18 protein-coding genes are annotated in these 20,635 nt (G+C 46.8%); 8 read left to right on the top strand and 10 right to left on the bottom strand.

Translation table 11 applies throughout. The features are described from left to right. Nucleotides 1-23 precede the first annotated feature (23 nt). Nucleotides 24-1,532 (bottom strand): hypothetical protein, encoded by a 1,509-nt coding sequence (locus tag NFI81_RS03930; protein ID WP_234614017.1) that lies wholly within the window; start codon nt 1,530-1,532, stop codon nt 24-26. A gap of 102 nt (nt 1,533-1,634) precedes the next feature. Between NFI81_RS03930 and NFI81_RS03925 the strand changes: the two genes are divergently transcribed. After that, complete coding sequence (locus tag NFI81_RS03925) at nt 1,635-4,139, top strand: phosphocholine-specific phospholipase C (protein ID WP_234614031.1); 2,505 nt, start codon at nt 1,635-1,637, stop codon at nt 4,137-4,139. Between the two features lie 20 nt (nt 4,140-4,159). Here NFI81_RS03925 and NFI81_RS03920 read toward each other — a convergent pair whose 3' ends face one another. Next, entirely contained in the window at nt 4,160-4,426 is a 267-nt protein-coding gene (locus NFI81_RS03920) for a phosphopantetheine-binding protein (RefSeq protein ID WP_310589240.1), read from the bottom strand. A 220-nt stretch (nt 4,427-4,646) separates the two neighbouring features. Here NFI81_RS03920 and NFI81_RS03915 point away from each other — a divergent pair, with 220 nt between their 5' ends. The 3 genes from NFI81_RS03915 to NFI81_RS03905 are packed head-to-tail and all read left to right on the top strand — an operon-like array spanning nt 4,647 to nt 7,081. After that, entirely contained in the window at nt 4,647-5,741 is a 1,095-nt protein-coding gene (locus NFI81_RS03915; protein ID WP_234614033.1) for an acyl-CoA dehydrogenase family protein, read from the top strand. Continuing rightward, complete coding sequence (locus NFI81_RS03910; protein WP_234614035.1) at nt 5,732-6,481, top strand: PIG-L deacetylase family protein; 750 nt, start codon at nt 5,732-5,734, stop codon at nt 6,479-6,481. Before NFI81_RS03915 ends, NFI81_RS03910 begins: the two co-directional genes overlap by 10 nt. 6 nt (nt 6,482-6,487) lie before the next feature. Continuing rightward, nucleotides 6,488-7,081, top strand: a complete 594-nt coding sequence (locus tag NFI81_RS03905; protein WP_234614036.1) for an SAM-dependent methyltransferase — start codon at nt 6,488-6,490, stop codon at nt 7,079-7,081. Here the strand turns inward: NFI81_RS03905 and NFI81_RS03900 are convergent. From NFI81_RS03900 to NFI81_RS03890, 3 genes are all read right to left on the bottom strand, one after another. Next, on the bottom strand, nt 7,020-8,249 hold the full coding sequence (locus NFI81_RS03900; protein WP_255717416.1) for a glycosyltransferase family 2 protein: 1,230 nt from the start codon (nt 8,247-8,249) through the stop codon (nt 7,020-7,022). The genes NFI81_RS03905 and NFI81_RS03900 overlap by 62 nt on opposite strands. A gap of 64 nt (nt 8,250-8,313) precedes the next feature. Next, nucleotides 8,314-9,087 carry a response regulator transcription factor gene (locus NFI81_RS03895; protein WP_234614040.1) on the bottom strand — a complete coding sequence of 258 codons (774 nt, stop codon included), beginning with the start codon at nt 9,085-9,087 and terminating at the stop codon, nt 8,314-8,316. A 26-nt stretch (nt 9,088-9,113) separates the two neighbouring features. Next, on the bottom strand, nt 9,114-10,007 hold the full coding sequence (locus NFI81_RS03890; RefSeq protein WP_234614042.1) for a haloalkane dehalogenase: 894 nt from the start codon (nt 10,005-10,007) through the stop codon (nt 9,114-9,116). Between the two features lie 162 nt (nt 10,008-10,169). Here NFI81_RS03890 and NFI81_RS03885 point away from each other — a divergent pair, with 162 nt between their 5' ends. After that, on the top strand, nt 10,170-11,015 hold the full coding sequence (locus NFI81_RS03885; RefSeq protein WP_234614044.1) for a chromate resistance protein ChrB domain-containing protein: 846 nt from the start codon (nt 10,170-10,172) through the stop codon (nt 11,013-11,015). Between the two features lie 101 nt (nt 11,016-11,116). After that, nucleotides 11,117-11,848, top strand: a complete 732-nt coding sequence (locus NFI81_RS03880; RefSeq protein ID WP_234614045.1) for a DUF2490 domain-containing protein — start codon at nt 11,117-11,119, stop codon at nt 11,846-11,848. A gap of 4 nt (nt 11,849-11,852) precedes the next feature. Here the strand turns inward: NFI81_RS03880 and NFI81_RS03875 are convergent, their stop codons facing one another. From NFI81_RS03875 to NFI81_RS03860, 4 genes are all read right to left on the bottom strand, one after another. After that, complete coding sequence (locus NFI81_RS03875; protein ID WP_234614046.1) at nt 11,853-14,312, bottom strand: TonB-dependent receptor; 2,460 nt, start codon at nt 14,310-14,312, stop codon at nt 11,853-11,855. A gap of 97 nt (nt 14,313-14,409) precedes the next feature. Further along, nucleotides 14,410-15,225 (bottom strand): AraC family transcriptional regulator, encoded by an 816-nt coding sequence (locus tag NFI81_RS03870; protein WP_234614047.1) that lies wholly within the window; start codon nt 15,223-15,225, stop codon nt 14,410-14,412. Nucleotides 15,226-15,346: 121 nt separating this feature from the next. Continuing rightward, nucleotides 15,347-16,411 (bottom strand): NAD(P)-dependent alcohol dehydrogenase, encoded by a 1,065-nt coding sequence (locus NFI81_RS03865; protein WP_275949709.1) that lies wholly within the window; start codon nt 16,409-16,411, stop codon nt 15,347-15,349. An 83-nt stretch (nt 16,412-16,494) separates the two neighbouring features. Next, entirely contained in the window at nt 16,495-17,166 is a 672-nt protein-coding gene (locus NFI81_RS03860) for a DUF6766 family protein (protein WP_234614048.1), read from the bottom strand. Between the two features lie 225 nt (nt 17,167-17,391). On the opposite strand from NFI81_RS03860, the gene NFI81_RS03855 reads away from it, so the two are divergent. Both NFI81_RS03855 and NFI81_RS03850 read left to right on the top strand, forming a co-directional pair. Further along, entirely contained in the window at nt 17,392-18,741 is a 1,350-nt protein-coding gene (locus NFI81_RS03855; protein ID WP_234614049.1) for a hypothetical protein, read from the top strand. A gap of 83 nt (nt 18,742-18,824) precedes the next feature. After that, nucleotides 18,825-20,096, top strand: a complete 1,272-nt coding sequence (locus NFI81_RS03850; RefSeq protein ID WP_234614050.1) for a dipeptidase — start codon at nt 18,825-18,827, stop codon at nt 20,094-20,096. Between the two features lie 34 nt (nt 20,097-20,130). Here the strand turns inward: NFI81_RS03850 and NFI81_RS03845 are convergent, their stop codons facing one another. Then, the gene (locus NFI81_RS03845) at nt 20,131-20,502 is read right to left on the bottom strand and encodes an endo alpha-1,4 polygalactosaminidase (RefSeq protein ID WP_234614053.1); all 372 of its coding nucleotides are present in this window, start codon (nt 20,500-20,502) and stop codon (nt 20,131-20,133) included. Nucleotides 20,503-20,635: the final 133 nt, after the last annotated feature.

Below are 20,635 nucleotides of genomic sequence, written 5' to 3'. Positions count from 1 at the left end.
TTTCCCGGATCTGTCTTCCCCATTCATTTTAATTTCAGTTTATACCAGCTGGAATCAGCCAGAATTAAAAGATGCTCATTTGGGATCGTTGCATAACCTTTCCCGGGGAATTGGCGGTAGGCGCCGTTTTTTACCAATTCTTTTTCATAAATGTATATCAACGGTTTCCCTAGAATGTGCGCAGGAAGCTGTCCATCCTGAGGCCAGAAACTGGGGTAAACCCTTTCGAAATAGCGCAGATATTGAAACGGAACAATGACTTCCGAACCCACCGGCATTTCCTTTGCCAATCCATGGAGCTGCCGGGCAACGCCATCAGGATATGGGCTAAAACCAAAGCGCGTGTTGATCATGTAAGCAACATTGTCCCTGATTGTGGATGGCTTGGCGTCGAAATTGAAATGATGGGCTACCAGGAACGAGCCTAAAATGAATTGAAGCAGGCAGCCTGATAGTATCCAGGCCAATGCATTTTGACCTGGCATTACCCCTGCCTGGGCCAGGCGGTAACTCAAATAAATAAATGCGCTCAACATAAACGCCCACAAGCCGCTGATCCTGGGCGGATACGAAACGCCCGGATATATTGTTGGAAAATAATAGAGCGCCTCCGTTGCAAACATGACAAATAAAACCCCATAACAACTTGCCAGTACGCAGATTATCAGCCCTTTGCGAGGGAGTGTGCGGAGCCATGGTATAAACGGGATCAGACCTAAGCCAAAAGTGAGCAGTCCGATTGCGCAGGAAAATACAATGTAATAGAAGAATGTCCTATTGAGCTGCGTATTGGAAAATGCCTGGCTGAGACGGCTGGATTGCGATCCGTTTAAATAGGAAAGCCACCATAAACCGATCAGAAATAATACAACGGAAACGCCGGTTATGATCAGATTTCGTCTGTCAACGATATAGCTTAGCCAATGTTTACCCGGATTAAGAAGCACCAGATCCACCACCGAATAAAACAGGAAAAGGCAGCAAATCAGGACTATGGATGATTCTTTTACCAAAAAAGTGAGGGTAAGCCAAACAATGAACATCCCCCATTTGCGCTGGGCCAAACTTAGTGCGAGAAACGCGAGCAGCGGGATAAAGTACTGCTCAGGATGCCAGCCAAAATAATCCAGATACATGAAATACGCCATCGGCCCAAAGACGTAGCACAATGCTGTTAGCCAGGTTGCGCGCCGCTCGGCGACATTGAATCGGGCAAAACCCCGGTGATAAGTCCAGAAGAAGAGACCGGTAAAACACACGTAGGCCATGAAAAGGCCATTCACGCCCATGGGTTTGGTAAAAATCCCTATCAGCGGAATAAAGTAATAATTGTGCTGTTGCGCGTGGTTCCCATAAATTGTATCGAAAAGAAACGGGCGTCCTTCCAGCCAGCCTTTGCTCAGTTGAAGGATCACCATTCCGTCGGGATACTGCTCGGGGCTGGTTTGAAATTGAAATACTTTGAGAAAAAACCACACCACGCAGCCAATAATGGGGAGCACGCCAAGAAATGCATTTGCAGATCGGCTCATCGTATTGGATAACATAACTGCAACTTAACATACCTTTCTGCAAACTGAAATACATTTGGAGTTTATTTAACCAACCCACTGATATAATTTCGCTCTGTATAAATGGATTCGAGAAGAGATTTTCTAAAAAAAGCAGCCGTACTTACCGGCAGCGGCGCAATGGCCAATATGCTGCCGCCTGTCATCCAAAAGGCGCTGGCAATCAACCCGGAGCCTGGCAGTACATTCTATGACGCTGAGCACGTCGTCTTCCTGATGCTCGAAAATCGCTCTTTCGATCATCAGTTGGGCACATTGCAGGGAGTTCGCGGCTTTAACGATCCGCGCGCGATGGACTTGCCGAATAAAAACAAGGTATGGTTCCAATCCAATGCTGAAGGAGACACTTATGGCCCGTTCCATTTGAATGTAAAAAACACCAAAATCGCGTGGATGGGCTCGATCCCACACGGCTGGACAGACCAGACGGACGCCATGAACGATGGTAAATACGATCGCTGGCTGGACGTTAAAAAGCCAAACAAAAAGGATTATTCGCACATTCCGCTTACCATGGGCTATTGCGACCGGAATGATTTCCCGTTCTACTACTCGCTTGCCGATGCTTTCACCGTTTGCGACCATAATTTTTGTTCGAGCATTACCGGCACGCACCCCAACCGCTACTACTGGATGTCGGGCACTGTGCGGGAAAAGAATGAAACGGACGCGTTAGCACACCTTTGGAACATTAGCAACTACGTTTATCCCGAGCTGGATTGGAAAACCTACCCCGAACGACTGGAAGAAAACGGCATTCCCTGGAAAGTATATCAGAATGAAATTACAATGGGTTATGGGCTGAAAGGGGAAGAAAGTTCGTGGCTGAGCAACTTTGGGACAAATGTGCTGGAATACTTTAAGGCCTACAATGTCCGCTTTCACGAGGGAGGCATCGCCAATTTGCAAACCAAAAAAGAAGCCGTGCTCCAAACCATCGCTGACCTGGAAAAGCAGCCTTCGGACGAATCGAAAGATAGAAAACTGGCCGCCGCTAAAAAGCTTCTTGCCAACTATGAAACGGCCCAAAAGAAATTCAATGCGGAAACGTTTTCCGGCCTTTCCGAAACAGGTAAAAATCTCAATACTAAGGCATTTACCACCAACATCAGCGACGCCGACTTTCAGACACTCACCCCTTTGCAATATAATGATGGAGGGACCGAACGCACACTGAATGTACCAAAAGGTGACATATTCCATCAGTTCAGGCAGGATGTGGAGCAGGGAACATTGCCGGCAGTATCCTGGCTGATGCCGCCTGCGCGGTTCTCAGACCATCCGGGTGAACCCTGGTTCGGGCCGTGGTATGTGAGTGAGGTGATGGAAATCCTGCTCAAAAACCCGGAGGTTTGGAAGAAAACCATTTTCGTCCTCACTTATGATGAAAATGATGGCTATTTCGACCATGTTCCGCCTTACACAGTTCCAAATCCGTACAAGGAAAATACGGGTAAAGTGTCAGCCGGAATAGACCCGAAAATGGACTTTGCGACTAAAAAGCAACAGACCAACCCATCTATGAACGACGCCAAGCTGCGCGACGGGTCCATAGGCTTGGGATATCGTGTGCCAATGATCATTGCTTCGCCCTGGACACGCGGCGGATATGTCAATTCCGAGGTTTTTGACCACACGTCATCGCTTCAATTTCTGGAAAACTTTATTGAAAAGAAATTTGGCAAAAACGTTCGCGAAGAAAATATTACAAACTGGCGCCGGACCATTTGCGGCGACCTGACTTCTGTTTTTAGGCCTTACAATGGTGAAAAAATTGAAAAACCTGCATTTCTTGACAAAAACCAGTTCATTGAAGGCATTCATCAGGCGCAGTTCCGGCAAACACCCGACAATTTCAAAAAGTTGGCTCATGCGGAAATAGAAGAAATCAGCAAAGACTTACGTGACTCGCCCGCTTTTCCGACGCAGGAAAAAGGAGTTCGCCCGGCATGTGCGCTGCCTTATGAGTTGTATTCCAACGCACATTTTGACAAAACAAAAAATCAGTTGGAACTGTCATTTAAGGCTGGCAATGCGATTTTCGGACAAAAAGCGAGCGGCGCGCCTTTCCGCGTTTACGCAATGAACCCTTATCAAGACGATCCGCTTCGCTCCTGGGATTATAGTGCGGCAGCAGGCGACATATTAACGGACGAATGGAATATCGGCGATTTTGCAGACTCAAAATATCATTTGCGCGTGTATGGCCCTAATGGTTTTTTCCGTGACTTTAAAGGCAACGGCAACAATCCGCTTCTGAATGTAACTTGCAATTACCAAAGTTCGGGCAAAAAACTGACCGGAAATGTAGAAGTGGTGATCGAGAACATGGATTCAAAACCACATCAGATTACCGTTTCCGACAACAGCTATAAAACAGGTGAACAACAAAAAACCATCACAGCCAAAGGGAAGGCGACAATGGTTCTGAACCTTTCGAAATCATTCAACTGGTATGATTTCAGCATAAAAGTTAGAGGCAGCGAACATTTTGAAGAGCGCTTCGCAGGTCACGTTGAGACGGGCGCAGTAACCAAAACCGACCCGTTAATGGGCGGGATCGTCTAATCGGGAACGCCCGGTTGCAACTAGCTGCCGGGCGTTCTTTCACGAATATAATCGGCCATGGAAGATATGGAGTTAAATGCCTTCTTACTTTCCTGTGGTTCCAGAACTTCAATTCCGTAATATTTTTCAAACATGACGATCAACTCCAATGCGTCGATAGAATCCAGGCCCAGGCCTGAGCTGTGAAATAGCGGCTTGTCTTCATCAATGTCGGCAGGGGTTACCTCTTCCAGGTTCAATTGTTCGATAATCTGTTTTTTAAGATCTTCTTTAAGGCTGTCCAGCATCTTTTAATGTTGTGAAGTGTGAATCAAAATGGGGTTTGCAGTGCATGAAAAGCCTGTCGGAAGAGGATGCTGTAAAAAATCGTTCCGCTTGCTGTGTCAGATCGTGGTACGCTTTTAGTCATGCTAATAACCAGCATGCAACAGGATCATAATGCTATCCTTAAATAAAACCTGATAAATGATTTTCACCGAAAAAGACGCGCTACAGGATCATTTATCTATGCAAAAATTATTGGCCGGTATCGCAGAGTTTGCGGTTGAATCGGATTGTGATGGGCTTTTTCCTGAGCAGGAATTCAATTTACTCAGAGAATCGGGCCTTTTGACCATTACTTTACCGGACCGAGCTTTTAGCTTTGATGAGCAGCAGACTTTGAGTTTGTTTCAGCTGTTGAAATCAATTGGCAAGGCAAGCTTGCCCGTTGGACGCATTTATGAAGGGCATATCAATGCATTGTACCTGATTTCTTTGTTTGGTGATGAAATTCAAAAAGAACGCTGGTATGCGGATGCCTGCGAAAACCTGTTTGGGGTCTGGAATACGCAGGACTCTGCCGGGCTGGAAATTCATGATCTGGGTAACGGCCGATACCGGTTAAATGGATCCAAAACATTTTGTTCGGGAGCTGGTTGGATCGGAAGGCCGTTGGTGACAGGGAAACTAATTTCGGCGACAAAAACGGGATGGCAAATGTGCATTATCCCGACGGACGAAGTAAAGCCAATTCAGGAGGATAGCAGTTTCTGGACGCCCCTGGGCATGCGGGCATCGGCCAGTTTCAGAATGGATTTCACAGGAATTGAAATAATGGAAAAGGACCTTCTAGGGCCGCCGGATGCTTATTATCAGCAGCCCTATTTTGGTGGCGGCGCGCTGCGCTTTGCCGCTGTGCAGCTCGGCGGTGCAGAAGCCATTTTGGAAGAAACCCACCGGTTCCTGAATGAGATGGGACGCACCGAAGATCCTTTTCAGCGAAACAGAACGGCAGAAATTAGTTACCTGACTGAGACTGGTAATCTATGGATCAACCAGGCCGCTATCAATTATGACAAGTGGATCACAATGCAGGATTCAACCGAAAAACTGCTGGCGTATGCCAATATGACCAGGACAGTCGTTGAAGACATTTGTCTTCGCTCTATGCACCTGGCCGAAAAATCGGTAGGCTCCCGCGGTTTAATGCGGCCTGGTATACTGGAACGTTTGCATCGCGACTTGACGACTTACTTGCGCCAGCCCGCACCTGACGCTGCCCAAATGGCCGTTGGAAAATATGTTTTAGACCAAAAAAACACGACCACACTTTGGCACTGATACAGGAAAACAGCTTGTTTACAAATGCATCACAGCTTTCGCCAGATCAGCAAAGGCTGTTAGGAAAAACATTGATTGTAGCGCCGCATCAGGATGACGAGTCACTTGGCTGCGGGGGCACGATCTATTTGCTGAACCAATTGAAAATCCCGGTCCATGTGGTATTTGTGAGTGATGGCAGTATGTCTCACCCTAATTCAAAGAAATATCCAACCGACAAATTGATAAGCCTCAGGGAAAAGGAGTCGATAGAGGCATTAAGGATTTTGGGGGTAAGTCCCGAACACATTACTTTTCTGCAACTAAAAGACGGCCAGCTGCCCACTCCCCAGGCATTCAATTTTGACCTGGCTGTCCATGCGATGGGTGGGGTTTTATATAAATTCAAACCAGAAACCATTATCCTGCCCTGGCAGCGCGATCCGCACCCGGATCATCGCGCTACATGGCAAATCGTGGATAGGGCCATCATGAATACAGGCACTCCTATCCGAAGATTAGAGTATTTTGTGTGGCTCTGGGAACGCGCAAGCCAGGATGATCTGCCAACCGCAGACGACGGCAAGATCTGGGAGGTGGACATCGAAAAAGGAAGGGAATGTAAAAAAAAGGCCATCAGAGCTTATTTGTCGCAAACTACTTCCTTAATAGACGACGACCCGGAGGGATTCATATTATCTGCCGAGGTTCAAGCGCATTTTGATACGAATGTTGAATTTTTTTTAGAAATGAAATCGTGAGCGGATATGTCAGATGAGAAAGGCACTTTGCCAGAAGATTATTTTAATGATGTCTACCGGAATAGCAATGATCCCTGGAATTTCGAAACCAGCGAATATGAGTCAAAAAAATACTTGGCCACACTCAATGCGCTGACGAAGGATCATTATAAAAGTGCATTTGAAATAGGCTGCTCCATTGGCGTGCTGACAGAAATGTTGGCTCCGAGGTGTGCGTCCCTTTTAGCGGTGGATGCGGCAGAAGCTCCGCTTGTCCTAGCGCGCCGTCGCTTGAAAGAATTTGCTCATGTAACGGTCGAAAAGATGGCGGTTCCCGAACAATTTCCCGAGGAAGAGTTTGATTTGATAATATTGTCCGAAGTGGGCTATTATTTTGCAATGCCCGACCTGAAAAAATTACAGGCGAAAATGTTGCAATATTTGACAAAAGGGGGGCAATTGTTGCTGATACACTGGACTCCCGAGGTGCACGATTACCCATTAACGGGCGATCAGGTGCATGAAGTTTTTATTTCCGCAAGCGGGCCGTCACAACCCCTTAAGCTTTTGCATAGTGTTCGAGCAGAGACCTACCGGCTGGACTCTTTTGAAAAGCAGTAATATCGGGCTTTTTGATAAATTGACGCAGCTGCTTTATGGCGTGATCAACTGGTTGCAAGGCCACATCACCACTCAGATCCCCTGATGCCGAGCGCTGAACCAGGTTCCAAAACGACCCAAAATAGGTCGACTCAATCATCGCGGCTTCCAACCAACCTGAATTCAATTGTAAAACCGAGGCAACATGATCTAGTTCGTCCTGATCAATGATGCGACTTTCCTGGTATCCGGACCAACATTTCCTCAGCAGATTTCTTAGGCTAAACCTCCTCAGCAGCGCTGTAACGTCCTCAACCATTTGTGTCTGATGCGTCTTTTCCTCTTGCTGCCACTTTTTAAGCTGTTCAGAAAAACCTACCTGAACGCGCCCATCGGTGCGGGTTGACGTATGCACTTTGACATGAACGCTGTTTCTGACCCGCGCATCCACGCTCATCAAAGCCTTGTGGAATGCCACATCTTCCAGAAATGGAATAACCGGTAATTTTCCGGCTTGTTCATACATTTTACAAGTGACAGCCATATTGGCCCCAAAATATTGAAAATGACAGGGGTATGGATTATGGATTAGCGGATCAATCAAACATTCAGCCTGGGCTAGCAGACAGCGGTAGGTCACATCCCTAAGATGGTATAACCTTGCATTTCCTTTTTCCTTTTGGGTTAAAATTCTGCCCCCAACGGCATCATTCCCCCTCTTAATCTCCGCTATAATGTGAGAAACCCACTGGCTATCCACAATTGTGTCTCCGTCCGTTGAAGCAATGATGCCATTCACATTTCCCGCCTGTGTTAATCTGTTATATGCCTCGTCCATGAGCAAACGCCTGACTGTACCTATGTGCGCCTGATCTTCCGGCAAGAGTATGCTTCCCACGGATAAGGAAAATTCAGGAAAATCTTGGGCATACTTTGCGGCAATTTGAAAGGATTCGTCTGTGCTGTTATTCACCAAAACCAAGACCTCATATGCATCCGGCGGAAGCTGCTGCCCATTCACGTCGGTTTGTTTTCGCAAAGCTTCAAGTGTTTGGCACAAATGACCGCCTTCGTTACGGACAGGAACAATAACGCAAACTTGATAGGATAAAAAGCTTCTGTTATCCCTGCCGGACGGGAATTTTAGGGTTATATCTTCAATATCCGGACTATAACTTTTCGGGATCAATATGTTTGTAATCAGTTAAAATTTAAACGCACACTATTATTTGATTGCGGAAGCCGCATATCCATTATTCAGAGTGAATGCTTTGCCCATTAAAAAACTCTTTCGGCGTCTGACCTGTGAATTTTTTGAAATTTCTGATAAAATGGGATTGGTCAAAAAAGCCGGCGTCCAGCGCTGATTCCAGAACCTGGCCGTTTATTGTCCCCTGCCCGATCAGCGCTTTCATGCGAACTATATCAGCAAACTGTTTTGGCGTTGTGCCCACCACTTTGCGAAACCGCTTTTCAAACACGTCCAAACTAACATAAAGGTTATCCGACAATTCCTTTACACTCAGGAGCCCTCTCGCCGCCTTTATTTTTTCCACTGAATGAGCAATAAGTAAATCAGATTTTCGATTGCGGACCCTTGCCATAAAAAACTGCTGGACAACATTAACTTTGCTTTGAATGGATTTTGCTGCTCCTAATTGTTCTTCCAGCAACATTAATTCAGAAGCCTTAAAAAATTGATCCAGTCCCACATTCAATTCAAATAATTCATGAATGGGTAAATCAAAAAAGGCAGCAGCGCCGCCTTCTTTAAACTGGACGAGTATGTTAGCGCTGTTTTTACCATATTCGGCTATTTTGAACGACTTCCTTAAACCGGATATAGACAACACCGGGAGGCGAGCGTTGCCATTTTCCTCCTGGTAGTGTACAAGTCCCTGCAAGCGAATGGCTGCTACCACGGATGTATCGGGCAGCAACCGGTTCACCAATGTGCCGTTGCTTTCAACAACCACAAACGCTTTGATGAATGGGTCAAGACAGGAAGCAGGTTCGAATATTTGCATAGGGTTATATGTTATAATGTACCAATTTACCCGATTTTCCCCAACCATTCCAAAATAGCGGCACCAATTTCCCCGGCAGAATCCTCCTGCAAGTTATGATGTCCCCTCACCGCTACATGGGTTTGATTTGGCCAGCGCATACAGGCTTGCTTTTCGGCATCGGCCAAAGTTCCGGGCATGGCTTCTATAAATAGTTTCGGGATAGGACTTTTAGCAAGCCAGCTGCTGTTTTCGTTTACGATCCTGATCATTTCCGCTGGCTCGCCGCCCAATGGCAACTGCCTGGCCCAGCTGAGCATCGCGCGTCTGCTCTCCCCGGGTTCACAAAAAGGCCTGCGATATGCTGCCATTTCCTCGTCTGACAATGTGCGCAAAATTGTTCTTGGTAAATTAAACTCAATGAACGAATTCTCGATCAGCACCATTTGCTCTCCTTGACTTGTTCGCAGCTTCTGGAAAGTTTCCCGTGCTGCACCAGGCACTTCTTCCCACGAACGCGGCCGCGTAATGGCTTCCATGTAAACAATTCCCTTTACTGCGCCAGGATGTTTTCGCGCCCAATAAAATGCCAGCACCGAGCCCCAGTCATGCACTACAAAAGTGATGTTTTTACGGACGCCAAGCACGCTGAAAAGCTTATCCAGATACTGCTCATTATTCGCAAAAGTGTAATCCGCTGCTTTCCTGAAATGATCCGAGTCACCCATGCCTATCAGGTCGGGAACAATGCATCGTCCCAAATCCTGCACATGCGGCAATACATTCCGCCAGATGTAACCCGACGTTGGGTTTCCGTGCAGGAAAATGATCGGATCGCCCTCGCCTTTGTCAATGTATGCCATGTTGAGTCCGTTAATGCGCGCGAATTTTTTTTGGGATTCAAAGGCAATGTCAGCCTGGGTATTTTGTGTTGTTTCCATTTTTAAGTCTGTTTTAACACAAAATTCGGCTTATACATGGCTCTTAAATAGTATAAAATCATTGAAATGATCATTCAACCAAACGACAATATTGGAAAAGCCAGCATGAGCGATATGCCCGTCGTAAGCTCTATATTTGGAAGTAATTTTAGTGTTTAAATCATGAATTGGATTACGCGGGAACGCCCCAAAATTGACCGGATCGCCTGTCCCTGGCTGATCAAACGATTTATCGATCCGGATGCGCAGGTCTTTTTCGTCCCATTTGATCAGGTAAAGGCCAAGGCAGTTGAACTCGACGCGACACCTTTTGACATTCCTGAAACGGAATTTACCCACTACGAGGATCGTTGCACATTTGATTTTTTTCTGGAAAAGTATGAAATCCAGGACCCGGCCCTGATGGATATGGCAGTCATCATCCGCGGAGCGGATACGGATGCCCATTCGCTGGCTTCCCAATCCTCGGGGCTTTGGGCAATTTCTGCGGGAATGGCTTATAACATTACCGACGACCAGGAGTTGCTTGAAAAAGGGATGCTTATTTATGATGCCCTTTATAGCTGGGCAAAACATCTTCAAAAACAAAAGCATACACAAAATCCAACGGAAAAGTTAATGCTGGCTGTTTTCAATGCCTATCTCGACAAACAAAAGACCGAAAACCTCAAAACCCCGAAATGGGCGAAAGAGCTCAGGGAAATTATTCAGGACCAGATCGATACGAATCTAAGTTTAAGCTTGAAAGAAATTTCGGAAGGTTTACAAATCCATCCTTCATACGTTTCCCGCGAGTTTTCAAAGTATTTCAGCAACTTGTCGTTTGGCGCATATATCCGGAAGCTCCGCATTGAAAAGGCGATGGATCTCCTGGCAAATCCGGACCACACTTTGTCTGAGATTGCCTACCTCACGGGGTTTTCCGATCAAAGCCATTTCAACAGGATATTTAAAGCTCAAACCGGCCAGAACCCATCTGATTTTCGGAAAAATTTGCCTAAAAAGTAATTCCTGTACAAATCCGTCATTTTTGTTCTATCATCTGAATGTTGTGCGCCCTAGCATTGCATCACAATTGCTGGTTAGCAAACGAAAAATCAACTATTAGTATGAAAAGACTTATTCTGTTATTTTTTTTCCTTTACTCATTTCCTTCCCTGGGCCAAAAACAGGTCAATAAACACAGTGGCGTATGGTTTGGTTATTTCAATCAGACGAGAATATCTGATAAATGGGGAATCTGGCTGGACCTGCACGCGCGCCGGACTGACTTTCTTGACCGCTGGTCTACACAGATTATCCGGCCAGGCATTACCTATTATGCCAATGACCACCTCAGATTCACGGCTGGATATGCCTACGCCCGCACCTATCCTGCCGCAGGATTGCATACAGTCCGGCCGGAAAACCGGCTTTGGCAACAGGTGCTGTGGACTAGCCGCCAAAAGCGCCTGCAAACGCAGCAGTGGATCAGAATTGAAGAGCGCTTCAACAGGAAAATCGCCAACGACGCATTGCAGGAAGGCTACAATTTCAACTTCCGCTTCCGGTATTTGCTGAACCTGATGGTGCCGTTAAACAGGGATTTTATTGAACCCAATACGCTGTTCTTTGCATTCAATGATGAAATTCATATCAATGCAGGCAAACAGATCACTTACAACGTGTTTGATCAGAACCGCTTATTTGTAGGATTAGGATACCAATTCACGAAGGGCCTCAATTTGCAGGTAGGTTACATGAACCAGTTCCAGCAGCTTCCCTCCGGCAACCATTTCAACAGTAATAATGTGCTGCGCATATTTCTTTTTCACAACCTGGATTTAAGGAGCAAAAACTAATTGCTCAGAACTCTTTCTCACCAAACTCGCTTGAAGGCAGTTTCGCTTTTTTAGTGCTTTGGTTAAGATTATAGCTCAGGTTAAGCAGGAAAATATCCGTTTCCTGAATGTAGTTGGTGGTGGTGAAAAAGTCTTTTCCAAACGTCGTGATACGCTGGCGGTTGGAGCCAAGGAGGCCAAGGTCAACATTTTGCCACTGCAATGTGGCCGCGAGTTTCCCTTTCAGAAACGTCTTTCTGGCCGAAAGATTGGGGGTGACAAACCGGGAGTCTTCTCCTTGTGCGGTAACCCGCTCTGACAAATAATTTAACGATGCCTGAACCTGGAAATTACTGGGAAGCTTGAATGTCGTATTGGCATTCACAGAGTAAACCCAGCTCGCTGCATTGACCTGCACGTCCTGATTGAACAGCGAGCCCTTTATTTTGTAATGGTACAAATTTCCGCCGGCATAAATTTGCCACCATTTGTAAATATTGAATGAACTGCCCGTTTCCAATCCCCACGAGGTTGCCAGGCCTGCATTGGTGTAGATCCGGTTTAATATAGTATCGTTATAAACACTATTGACCCGGTTGACGACATTCTTAATACGCTGGTTATAAATGGTAGCAAAGACGCTGCCTTCTTTAAAGTCTTTGACGATCCCGAGTTCGGACAGGTCGATAAACTCGGGCTGGATGTCGGGATCTCCCGATTCCAGCGTCTCTGAATGTTCCCGTTCAGGAAAAGGGTTGAGCTCGCTGTTCGTTGCGCGCTGCACACGTTTACTGTATCCGCCCCGCGCACGAAGCGATTTGGTCAATTGGTATTGCAGATTAAGTGAAGGAAAAAGATTGAACAAGTCAAGCGTTCTGGTTTCCTGGCTGCCGGCAGAGAATGCGCGGGTGGAATATTCGGAACGTAACCCGGCCGTATATTCCAGCTTGCCTTGTTTTGATGAATACTGCCCGTAAACCGAATGGATCTGATTAGTGACTTTGGTATGACTGCTAAATTCAGGGACAACATTAAATGTGCCGGTTTCCAGGTCCAGATCCAGATACTGAAAGTTGCCTTTCTGAACCTGATTTCTATATTGATAGCCTGTTTCCAACTTCCCCAAACCAATGTTTACGCTATAATCGATTTTCAACCGCAATGCATTCAGTGGGTTTTTACTTGGGTTTCGGCTGCTCTGGAGAGTTACATTCCGGTCCGGCTCCTGCAGATTGATATTCGTTGTAAGCCCATCCATAGCGGCATGCTCAACCAGCCCCGAAACAGCAAGTGCTGATTTGTTTTGGAAAATGTGTGTATAGTCCAGGTTTCCCAATGTTACCCTGCCCGACTTGCGGGCAATATTTGAGTTGAAGTAAGTAATGCGTCCGATGTTGTCGTGTGTCACGAGGTCCGTTTTCGTATTATTATATACAATGTCGGCACGGCGTGACTGGGAACGGTAACCCGTGTAAAATCCGGCTGAGAATGTATCGTTCGGGCGCGGAGTGAAAGAAACAGCGCTTCGGGCCGTATAGTTATAGCGGATGTAACTCCGCTCGCCGTCAGACGGAAAGGAGGTGAACACATTGTCGATTGTCGTATTCACATCACCGGTTCGCTGCCCCGCAATATCATTCCGCAGATAATTGCCACTAACGCTGAAATCCCACTTTTCCGAACGCACATGCGCCGTGGCATCCGCACCAAAACGCACCGGATTATCCAAATTGCCATAAGTATAAACGGCAGGTAAGCCGCCTTGCAAATTGGCCGAAAAAGACCTCGCCCCCGCCAGCGCCGTCTTGGTAGTAATGTTGATTATACCCGATTTTCCGTCCGGGTCAAAACGTGCCGATGGCGAAGTGATCACTTCCACATTTTCAATTGTATTCGCCGGAATCTGATTGAGGATCGTTGCGGCGTCTGTTTGCACCGGCTTTCCATTGATCAAAACCAAAAACCCGGATGAACCGCGTAATGTAATCTCGCCTTCGCTGTTAACCGTGACCGACGGCGTGTTTTTCAATATATCAACAGCAGTACCGCCCTGACCACTAAGAAACTTGTCTGCCCGATAAACCTGCCGGTCGACTTTGTTCTCCAGCGTTTGACGCTCAGCGGTTACATTCAATTCCTGCAGTGTTCTGGGTTCGGCATCCATAGCGATGGATGGCATTTCAATCACATCCTGGCCAGTAATTACAGTGATAGCGACAGTTGATTTGCTGTAACCAATGTATTGCAATTGAAGATAACAGGCCGCTGAATTGACATTTTCAAATTTGAAAAACCCTTTTTCAGAGGTTAGCAACCCAGTTACCAATGTCGAATCCTGACTATTGAAGAGGGCAACAGAACAATATGCCAGCGGTTGCCTGGATTTTCTGTCTACCACATTGCCGGTAACGGTTAAGCCCGTTTGCGCCTTAACTGATAATGTTGAAATAAGTAAAATAAAAGCGGTAAGCCGTAAAAATATCATGTCGAGTAAAATGCCGTTTCTGCTAGTTCAGTAGCGTGGCAAATTTAACTCTACAAGAACAGTAGACTTTGTACATCTGCGCCGATTTCTGGTACATTCAGGAAATTCCTTTGCGATAAACCCCGGGAAGCACGCCCGTCTGGCGCTTGAAGAACTTATTGAAGTGTGAAGCGTCTGAAAAACCAAGGTCAAATGACAGCTCCGTCAGATTTTTATGTGAGTACAAAAGCTGCTTTTTGGATTCAGCCGTCAGTTTTTCGTTGATTATTGCGCCAGCGGTCATTCCCAGAAACTTTTTGCAGGCCGCATTCAACGTTTTGGAAGTCGTGTTCAGGGCATCGGCATAAAATTTTATTTCATGGTTCATCCTGAATTCTGCATCCAGTGAGGTGAAGAAATTTTTGAGCAACGGCGGAAATGGTTGCGCTGGTTCCGAATTAATCTCCCGTTTGAGTAAGTTAAATAGTAACATCAGGTAAGTCTGGATGACCGCGCCGTAATTGGCTTCACTTTTGGAATATTCTTGTTCGATATTGATGAAAATATCCTTAAACTTTTCACTTGCGCCTTCCAGATGAAACCCGCTCGGGAACGGCAGGGGAAATGTTTGAAAAAGAAGTTGATACAGCGGATTGTCCACCAAAAAGTCCTTTTGGATCATGGCCACAAATCCTTTCGGAATTTCGGTTAGCTCCCAGCTGTGGATCTGCCCGGGCATCACCAGATAAAGGCTATGGGGTTTGACGGGGAAACGGTGGAAATCGATCTGATGAAAACCTGCGCCCTGTTCCAGATATATAATTTCAAGATAATCTTTGTGACCGTGTGGATCGGTGGCTTTGATCACCTCTTTCATTCTCTTGATCCTGAAAAGCTCCTTTTCGTTCAATTTGTTCTTAATCGGCACCTCCATTTTTCAAAAAATTATCAGCTTAGCATACGTGCTTGCAGCAAGCAAAATTACAGGTTAACGTTAAAGGCAGGCACCCAAAAAAAGTGCCTGCCCTGTAAATGAGATGTTGTTTTATTCGCCGTCAGGATTGCTTCAGAGAGTTCATGTCGATTACGAAACGATACTTCACATCTCCACTTAGTAATCTTTCATAAGCTTCATTGATCTGCTGTATGTCAATCATTTCAATGTCGGCAACGATATTGTGCTCTCCGCAGAAATCGAGCATTTCCTGCGTCTCAGCAATCCCGCCGATCATCGAACCCGCAAAGCTCTTGCGCCCCATGATCAGGCTGAACGCAGCGACTGGCAGCGGGTGTTCGGGAGCGCCTACAAGTGCAAGGGAGCCATCTACACGAAGCAAATTCAGATAAGCATTGATGTCATGCTGTGCTGAAACGGCATCCAGAATGAAATGCAGCTTCCCTTTATAGGCGGCCATTTGTGCCTCATCTTTGGACAAGACCACTTCGTCCGCCCCAAGACGCCTGGCTTCTGCGAATTTTGATTCCGAAGTAGTAAAGGCGACCACTTCGGCGCCCATCGCTTTTGCAATCTTAATCCCCATGTGACCTAAACCGCCAATGCCCACAACCCCGACTTTTTTACCAGGCCCTACATTCCAGTGACGCAGCGGCGAATAGGTGGTAATGCCAGCACAAAGCAAAGGTGCGGCGGCAGCCAGATCCATATTTTCAGGAATTCTCAGTACATAATTCTCATGCACCACAATGCTTTCCGAATATCCGCCAAAAGTGGGTGAACCAGGAATGTGCTTGTCAGGAGCATTGTAGGTGCCGGTCATTCCAGGCTCGCAAAACTGTTCCAGATCCTCCTGGCAATACTGGCACTCGCGGCAGGAATCGACCATACATCCCACACCCACTACGTCTCCCACCTTGAATTTTTTTACATGTTCGCCTACACTGATGACCGTGCCCACAATCTCGTGACCAGGAACGCAGGGATACATGGAAGGTCCCCATTCGCTCCTTGCTGTGTGCAAATCGGAATGGCATACGCCGCAAAAAAGGATGTCTATTTGCACATCATGCGGCGTAGGCTTCCTACGGCTGATATCCATTTGGTTCAATGGAGCGTCTGCTCCTTCTGTTCCAAAAGCTTTAATGTTTGTTGTTTCGGTCATTTTTAAAAGTTGAATGGTTTTTAATCTTACGTCAAAGATGCTTAATATGATCTGAATATTTTAGTATCGAACTTACCCTAGCTTCACTTACCAGTTTTCGAATGTGGAGCGTCCACAGGCTTGGACTCCGGCGAGCCTTTCTGACGAAGGAAAATGGTCAGCAATACAATGCTGGCAATGGACAAGAATTCACTCTGCCAGTTTTGGAATGTTTCAAACCAAAAGTTTGCCTGCGTCAGATAGTTGGCCATCGTGTCGGTGGGCTGGCCATTCAAAACTTGCTGCTCATTATGGTCTAGCCAGCTACCGTAGAGGTGCAGCCACCAGCTGATCAGGAACAAGATCGCAAAAACCGTGAATAGCGAGTTTTCATACAGTTTCAATATGATCCCTCCCTTTCTGACCGGCCAAGGGGCGTCCGGGCCTGGCTGAGGCTCCCTGTCCACTTCCTCCGGTTCGTCCAGCGATTTGGATTCCGCGGAGCCTTTCTGGCGAAGTCCTACCGTCAGGATAACATACAAAGCCATTTGCAGAAATTCGCTTTCAAAATTCTCAAAGGTGGCAGAGATAAAATGCCCGGTATTAAGGTACGCAACGAAGCTTATTTGCGGTGCATGGTCCTGTGCCAGTTCGGAGTTGTGCTTATGAAAGCCTGTGATGGCCTGGGCAATAAGCGTTACGACGAATAAGGCGGAAAATAGCAAGCCCAGCCCGTTTCTATACAGAAATGAATGCTGTTTTGTAGATGTACTCATATTCTGCGATTTATATATTGTGAAGGTTATTTGGCAAATCTTAAATTTCAAACAACGCTTTATCCCACAAATGGTGACGAGCAGTACCACTAAATAAGTTTGCCAGACCAGGGCGGTTCTGAAAAATTCTACGGTTTCCGTCCGGGCAGTTAAGAAGTAATCATGTAGATTTATATTTCATGACAGAATAGCAATTAAGTCCTGATCACTGCAACATCAAATACTATGGCAGAGAACTATTCCAAACCGGCGGACAATGCACCGGATTCTATGAAATCGACTACACACCTGACCCGCCGTGAGATGATTGGAATAACGGGTATGGCTGGCCTGGCCGCTCTGACGGGCACTGCATCCGGTACTTTGGGTAAGAATGCTCAAAAACCGCCTCGCATTGCTTGTCTGGTGAGTTATTGGGGTGCGACAAGATCCCATGCAGACTGGATTGTAACCAAGTTATTGGACGGTTATTGGTGGCAGGGCGCCCACACGCCTTCACGGGTGGAGGTTGTTTCCGTTTACATTCATCAGTTAGAGACAAGCCTGCTGGGCCAGAAAATTTGCAATTCGAAAAACATTCCTATTTACAAAACCGTAGGCGAAGCCGTCACGCTTGGTGGAAAGGAACTTGCGGTGGATGGCGTTGTTATTGTGGGGGAACACGGAGAATATCCTACCAATCTTAAAGGTCAGTGGCTTTTGCCGCGGTGGTGGATCTATGAGAAAGTGGTCCGGGTTTTCGAGCAAAGCAAACGCTCGGTGCCGATCTTTAACGACAAGCACCTCTCGTACAGCTGGGACGAAGCCAAGTGGATGTTCGACAAATCCCGGGAGTTGAATTTCCCATTGAGCGGGGGCTCTTCCATACCAGTCTACTTTCGGAAGCCCGAAATAGAACTCGATATAGATACACCCATCAAAAATTCAGTAGTAATCGGTGGTGCCTCGGATGAGGGAGCAATCTTCCATTGTGTCGATGTGTTACAGGCATTTGCAGAGCGTCGCAAGGGAGGTGAAACGGGTGTCAAGTCGGTGCAATCCATAAGGGGCCCCGAAACATGGAAATGGACCGAGCGCAATCCCTGGGCCGGGAAGTTGCTGGAAGCCGTGCGGACAACTTTTAACCTGAAATCCGGACACTTTCAGGAAATTGCCAAACCCAATGTGTGTATCGTGGAATATAATGACGGGACCCAAGCAGCGGTATATTCGGGTCAGGATGTAGGGTGGACATATGCCGGCGAGATTGAAGGACAAAATGCCCCCACGATCATTTCCATGCTGGACTGGCCAGGTCCCTTTTCACAATACCACGCCTCCAATTCCCAGCCGCATTGGATTACCGAAATGATGGTTACCAAAAAAGAACCTTTCCAGGCTGAGCGGCTGCTTTTATCCACCGGGATCGTAGCTTATTATATGGAATCAAACTGGGAGAACGGCAAATATGATCCCGTAGGACGCCGCATCGAGACACCATTCATGAACATGAAATACCGCTCTACCAGAGGCGCCCAATTCAGCACAGGCCAGCGCCCACCGAATGTTCCTTATATGCGGGGGTTCAGTCAATAGATGTGTGGATATCAGTTCGATACACAAAAAGTATTCAGGTCGCTTCGTGTGACACAACAATTGTTGATATAATACATTAAAAAATGAAACGCAGAGACGTTATAAAATCCCTGACCCTTTTGCCGGCAGCCGGTAATGTTCTTAAAAATCCTTTTTCATCCGCTCCCGCAGCTGCTAATGATCCTTTTCCAAGTCCTCAAAGCAAACCCATGCCTGACTTGCATCGTGATGCGTTTGTGATGGATGGGCATACGCATGTCATGAGCCGCGAGCTGATTTTGAAAACGGATATCGGGCAGCGCTATCCCGATGGGACGGTCGATCTTCCGAGGGCTAAGGAAGGCGGATTGGACGCGATGTTCTTCTCCGTGTATACGCCCGAAAACTATTATCCGGGAAGGTTTGAGATCAAGAATACTTTCCGGGTGGTAAACCTCGCACTGGACCAGATCAAAAAGAATAATGCAACGATCGAGCTGGCGCTAACGGCCTCCGACATTGAACGCATCCATAAAAAAGGCAAAATAGCAGCCTTTCTGGATCTGGAAGGCGGGTATGACCTGCACGGCGATCTGGATCTGCTACGTGCGCTTTACAAGCTCGGTCTCCGCTCGATGCAGCTGACAGCTCACAGTACGACAAATGCTTTCATCGATGCCTGCAACGACGTATATACTTGGGGCGGCATTAATGATCACGGAAAAGCGGTGATCAGAGAAATGAATGATCTTGGTATGATCATTAATGTAGCCCACGCATCCAACGACGCCATTATCCAATCGGCAGCCGCCAGCCGTCACCCGGTGATTTACAGCCACGGTGGTTTTTACAAAATCGTTGATCATCCGCGTTGCATTACCGATGAAGCCGCAAATGCCATTGCCGCAAAAGGAGGCGTTATCGGCGTGCATTTCGGCAGCCTCTTTAATAATCCGAAATACTGGGCGTGGCAAAAAGCGAATAATCCAGTCCGGGCACAACCCAATCCCCAGCCTAAAACACCGCGGATTCTAAACGACCAGGTTACCACGCAAACCATTGAAGAAGTTGACAAAGAATTTGCGCGCGAACTTCCATTCACATTCAAAGGACCCATTCCGGACGAGTACTGGATGCACGCAGACCAGCTGGCCAGGGTCATTGATTATGGTGTGAAATTAGTCGGTGAGGATCACATTGCTTTGGGTTCAGACTTGGATGGCGGCCCCGAACTGCCGCGTGAAATAAAAGATATCAGCGATTATCCGCAGATCACGATCGCTATGCAGAAGCTGGGTTACAGCGATCAGCGGATTAAAAAGATCCTCGGCTTAAACTGGCTGCGCGTGATCCGGGAAGTTACGGAGGGGAAATGAGGGAAACAGAAAATCGCGCTGCCTTTGCCTTGCCTTACTCTTCGAAATATTCAAAGGCATCAATTATATCAAGATAAACCCCGTCAAAACCGGCAGCTATAATTTTGTTAAGATAGGAATGCTGATTTTTATAAATAAGTCCCTGCCATTCCTCATTCCAGTATTTAACTTTGTAGTTGCCGGGCCAGTCCGGGTTTTCGGCAGCTATCCATTCAGGCGGGTTTTTTGTCCAGTTTTCCTGCCAGTAATAGCGGTAATCCTCGGCTTCTCCTATTGACATGTAGCAAATCACCAGGCGTTTCCCTCCATTGGCCTTCTTGCGTAACTGTTCCACCTCAGCAGCTGTAAAGGGCCTGGATTCATTGTCGCCCCCGGCCGGGATATCATCACTATTATTGCAGCTCAATAAAAGCAGTGCGATAACCAGAATGTGATCTACATTGGCATTATTTCAAAACCCTAACCCCGCACTGCGGATCGGCATTATGATTACCCTCCATTCATTCATTGATGCAAGAAAGGCCGCCGGTAAACATCCG

Origin of the sequence: Dyadobacter fanqingshengii (assembly GCF_023822005.2) — a bacterium.
Lineage (GTDB): Bacteria > Bacteroidota > Bacteroidia > Cytophagales > Spirosomataceae > Dyadobacter > Dyadobacter fanqingshengii.
The sequence above is the reverse complement of the archived record's forward strand: the minus strand, read 5'-3'. Positions and strand labels throughout refer to the sequence as shown.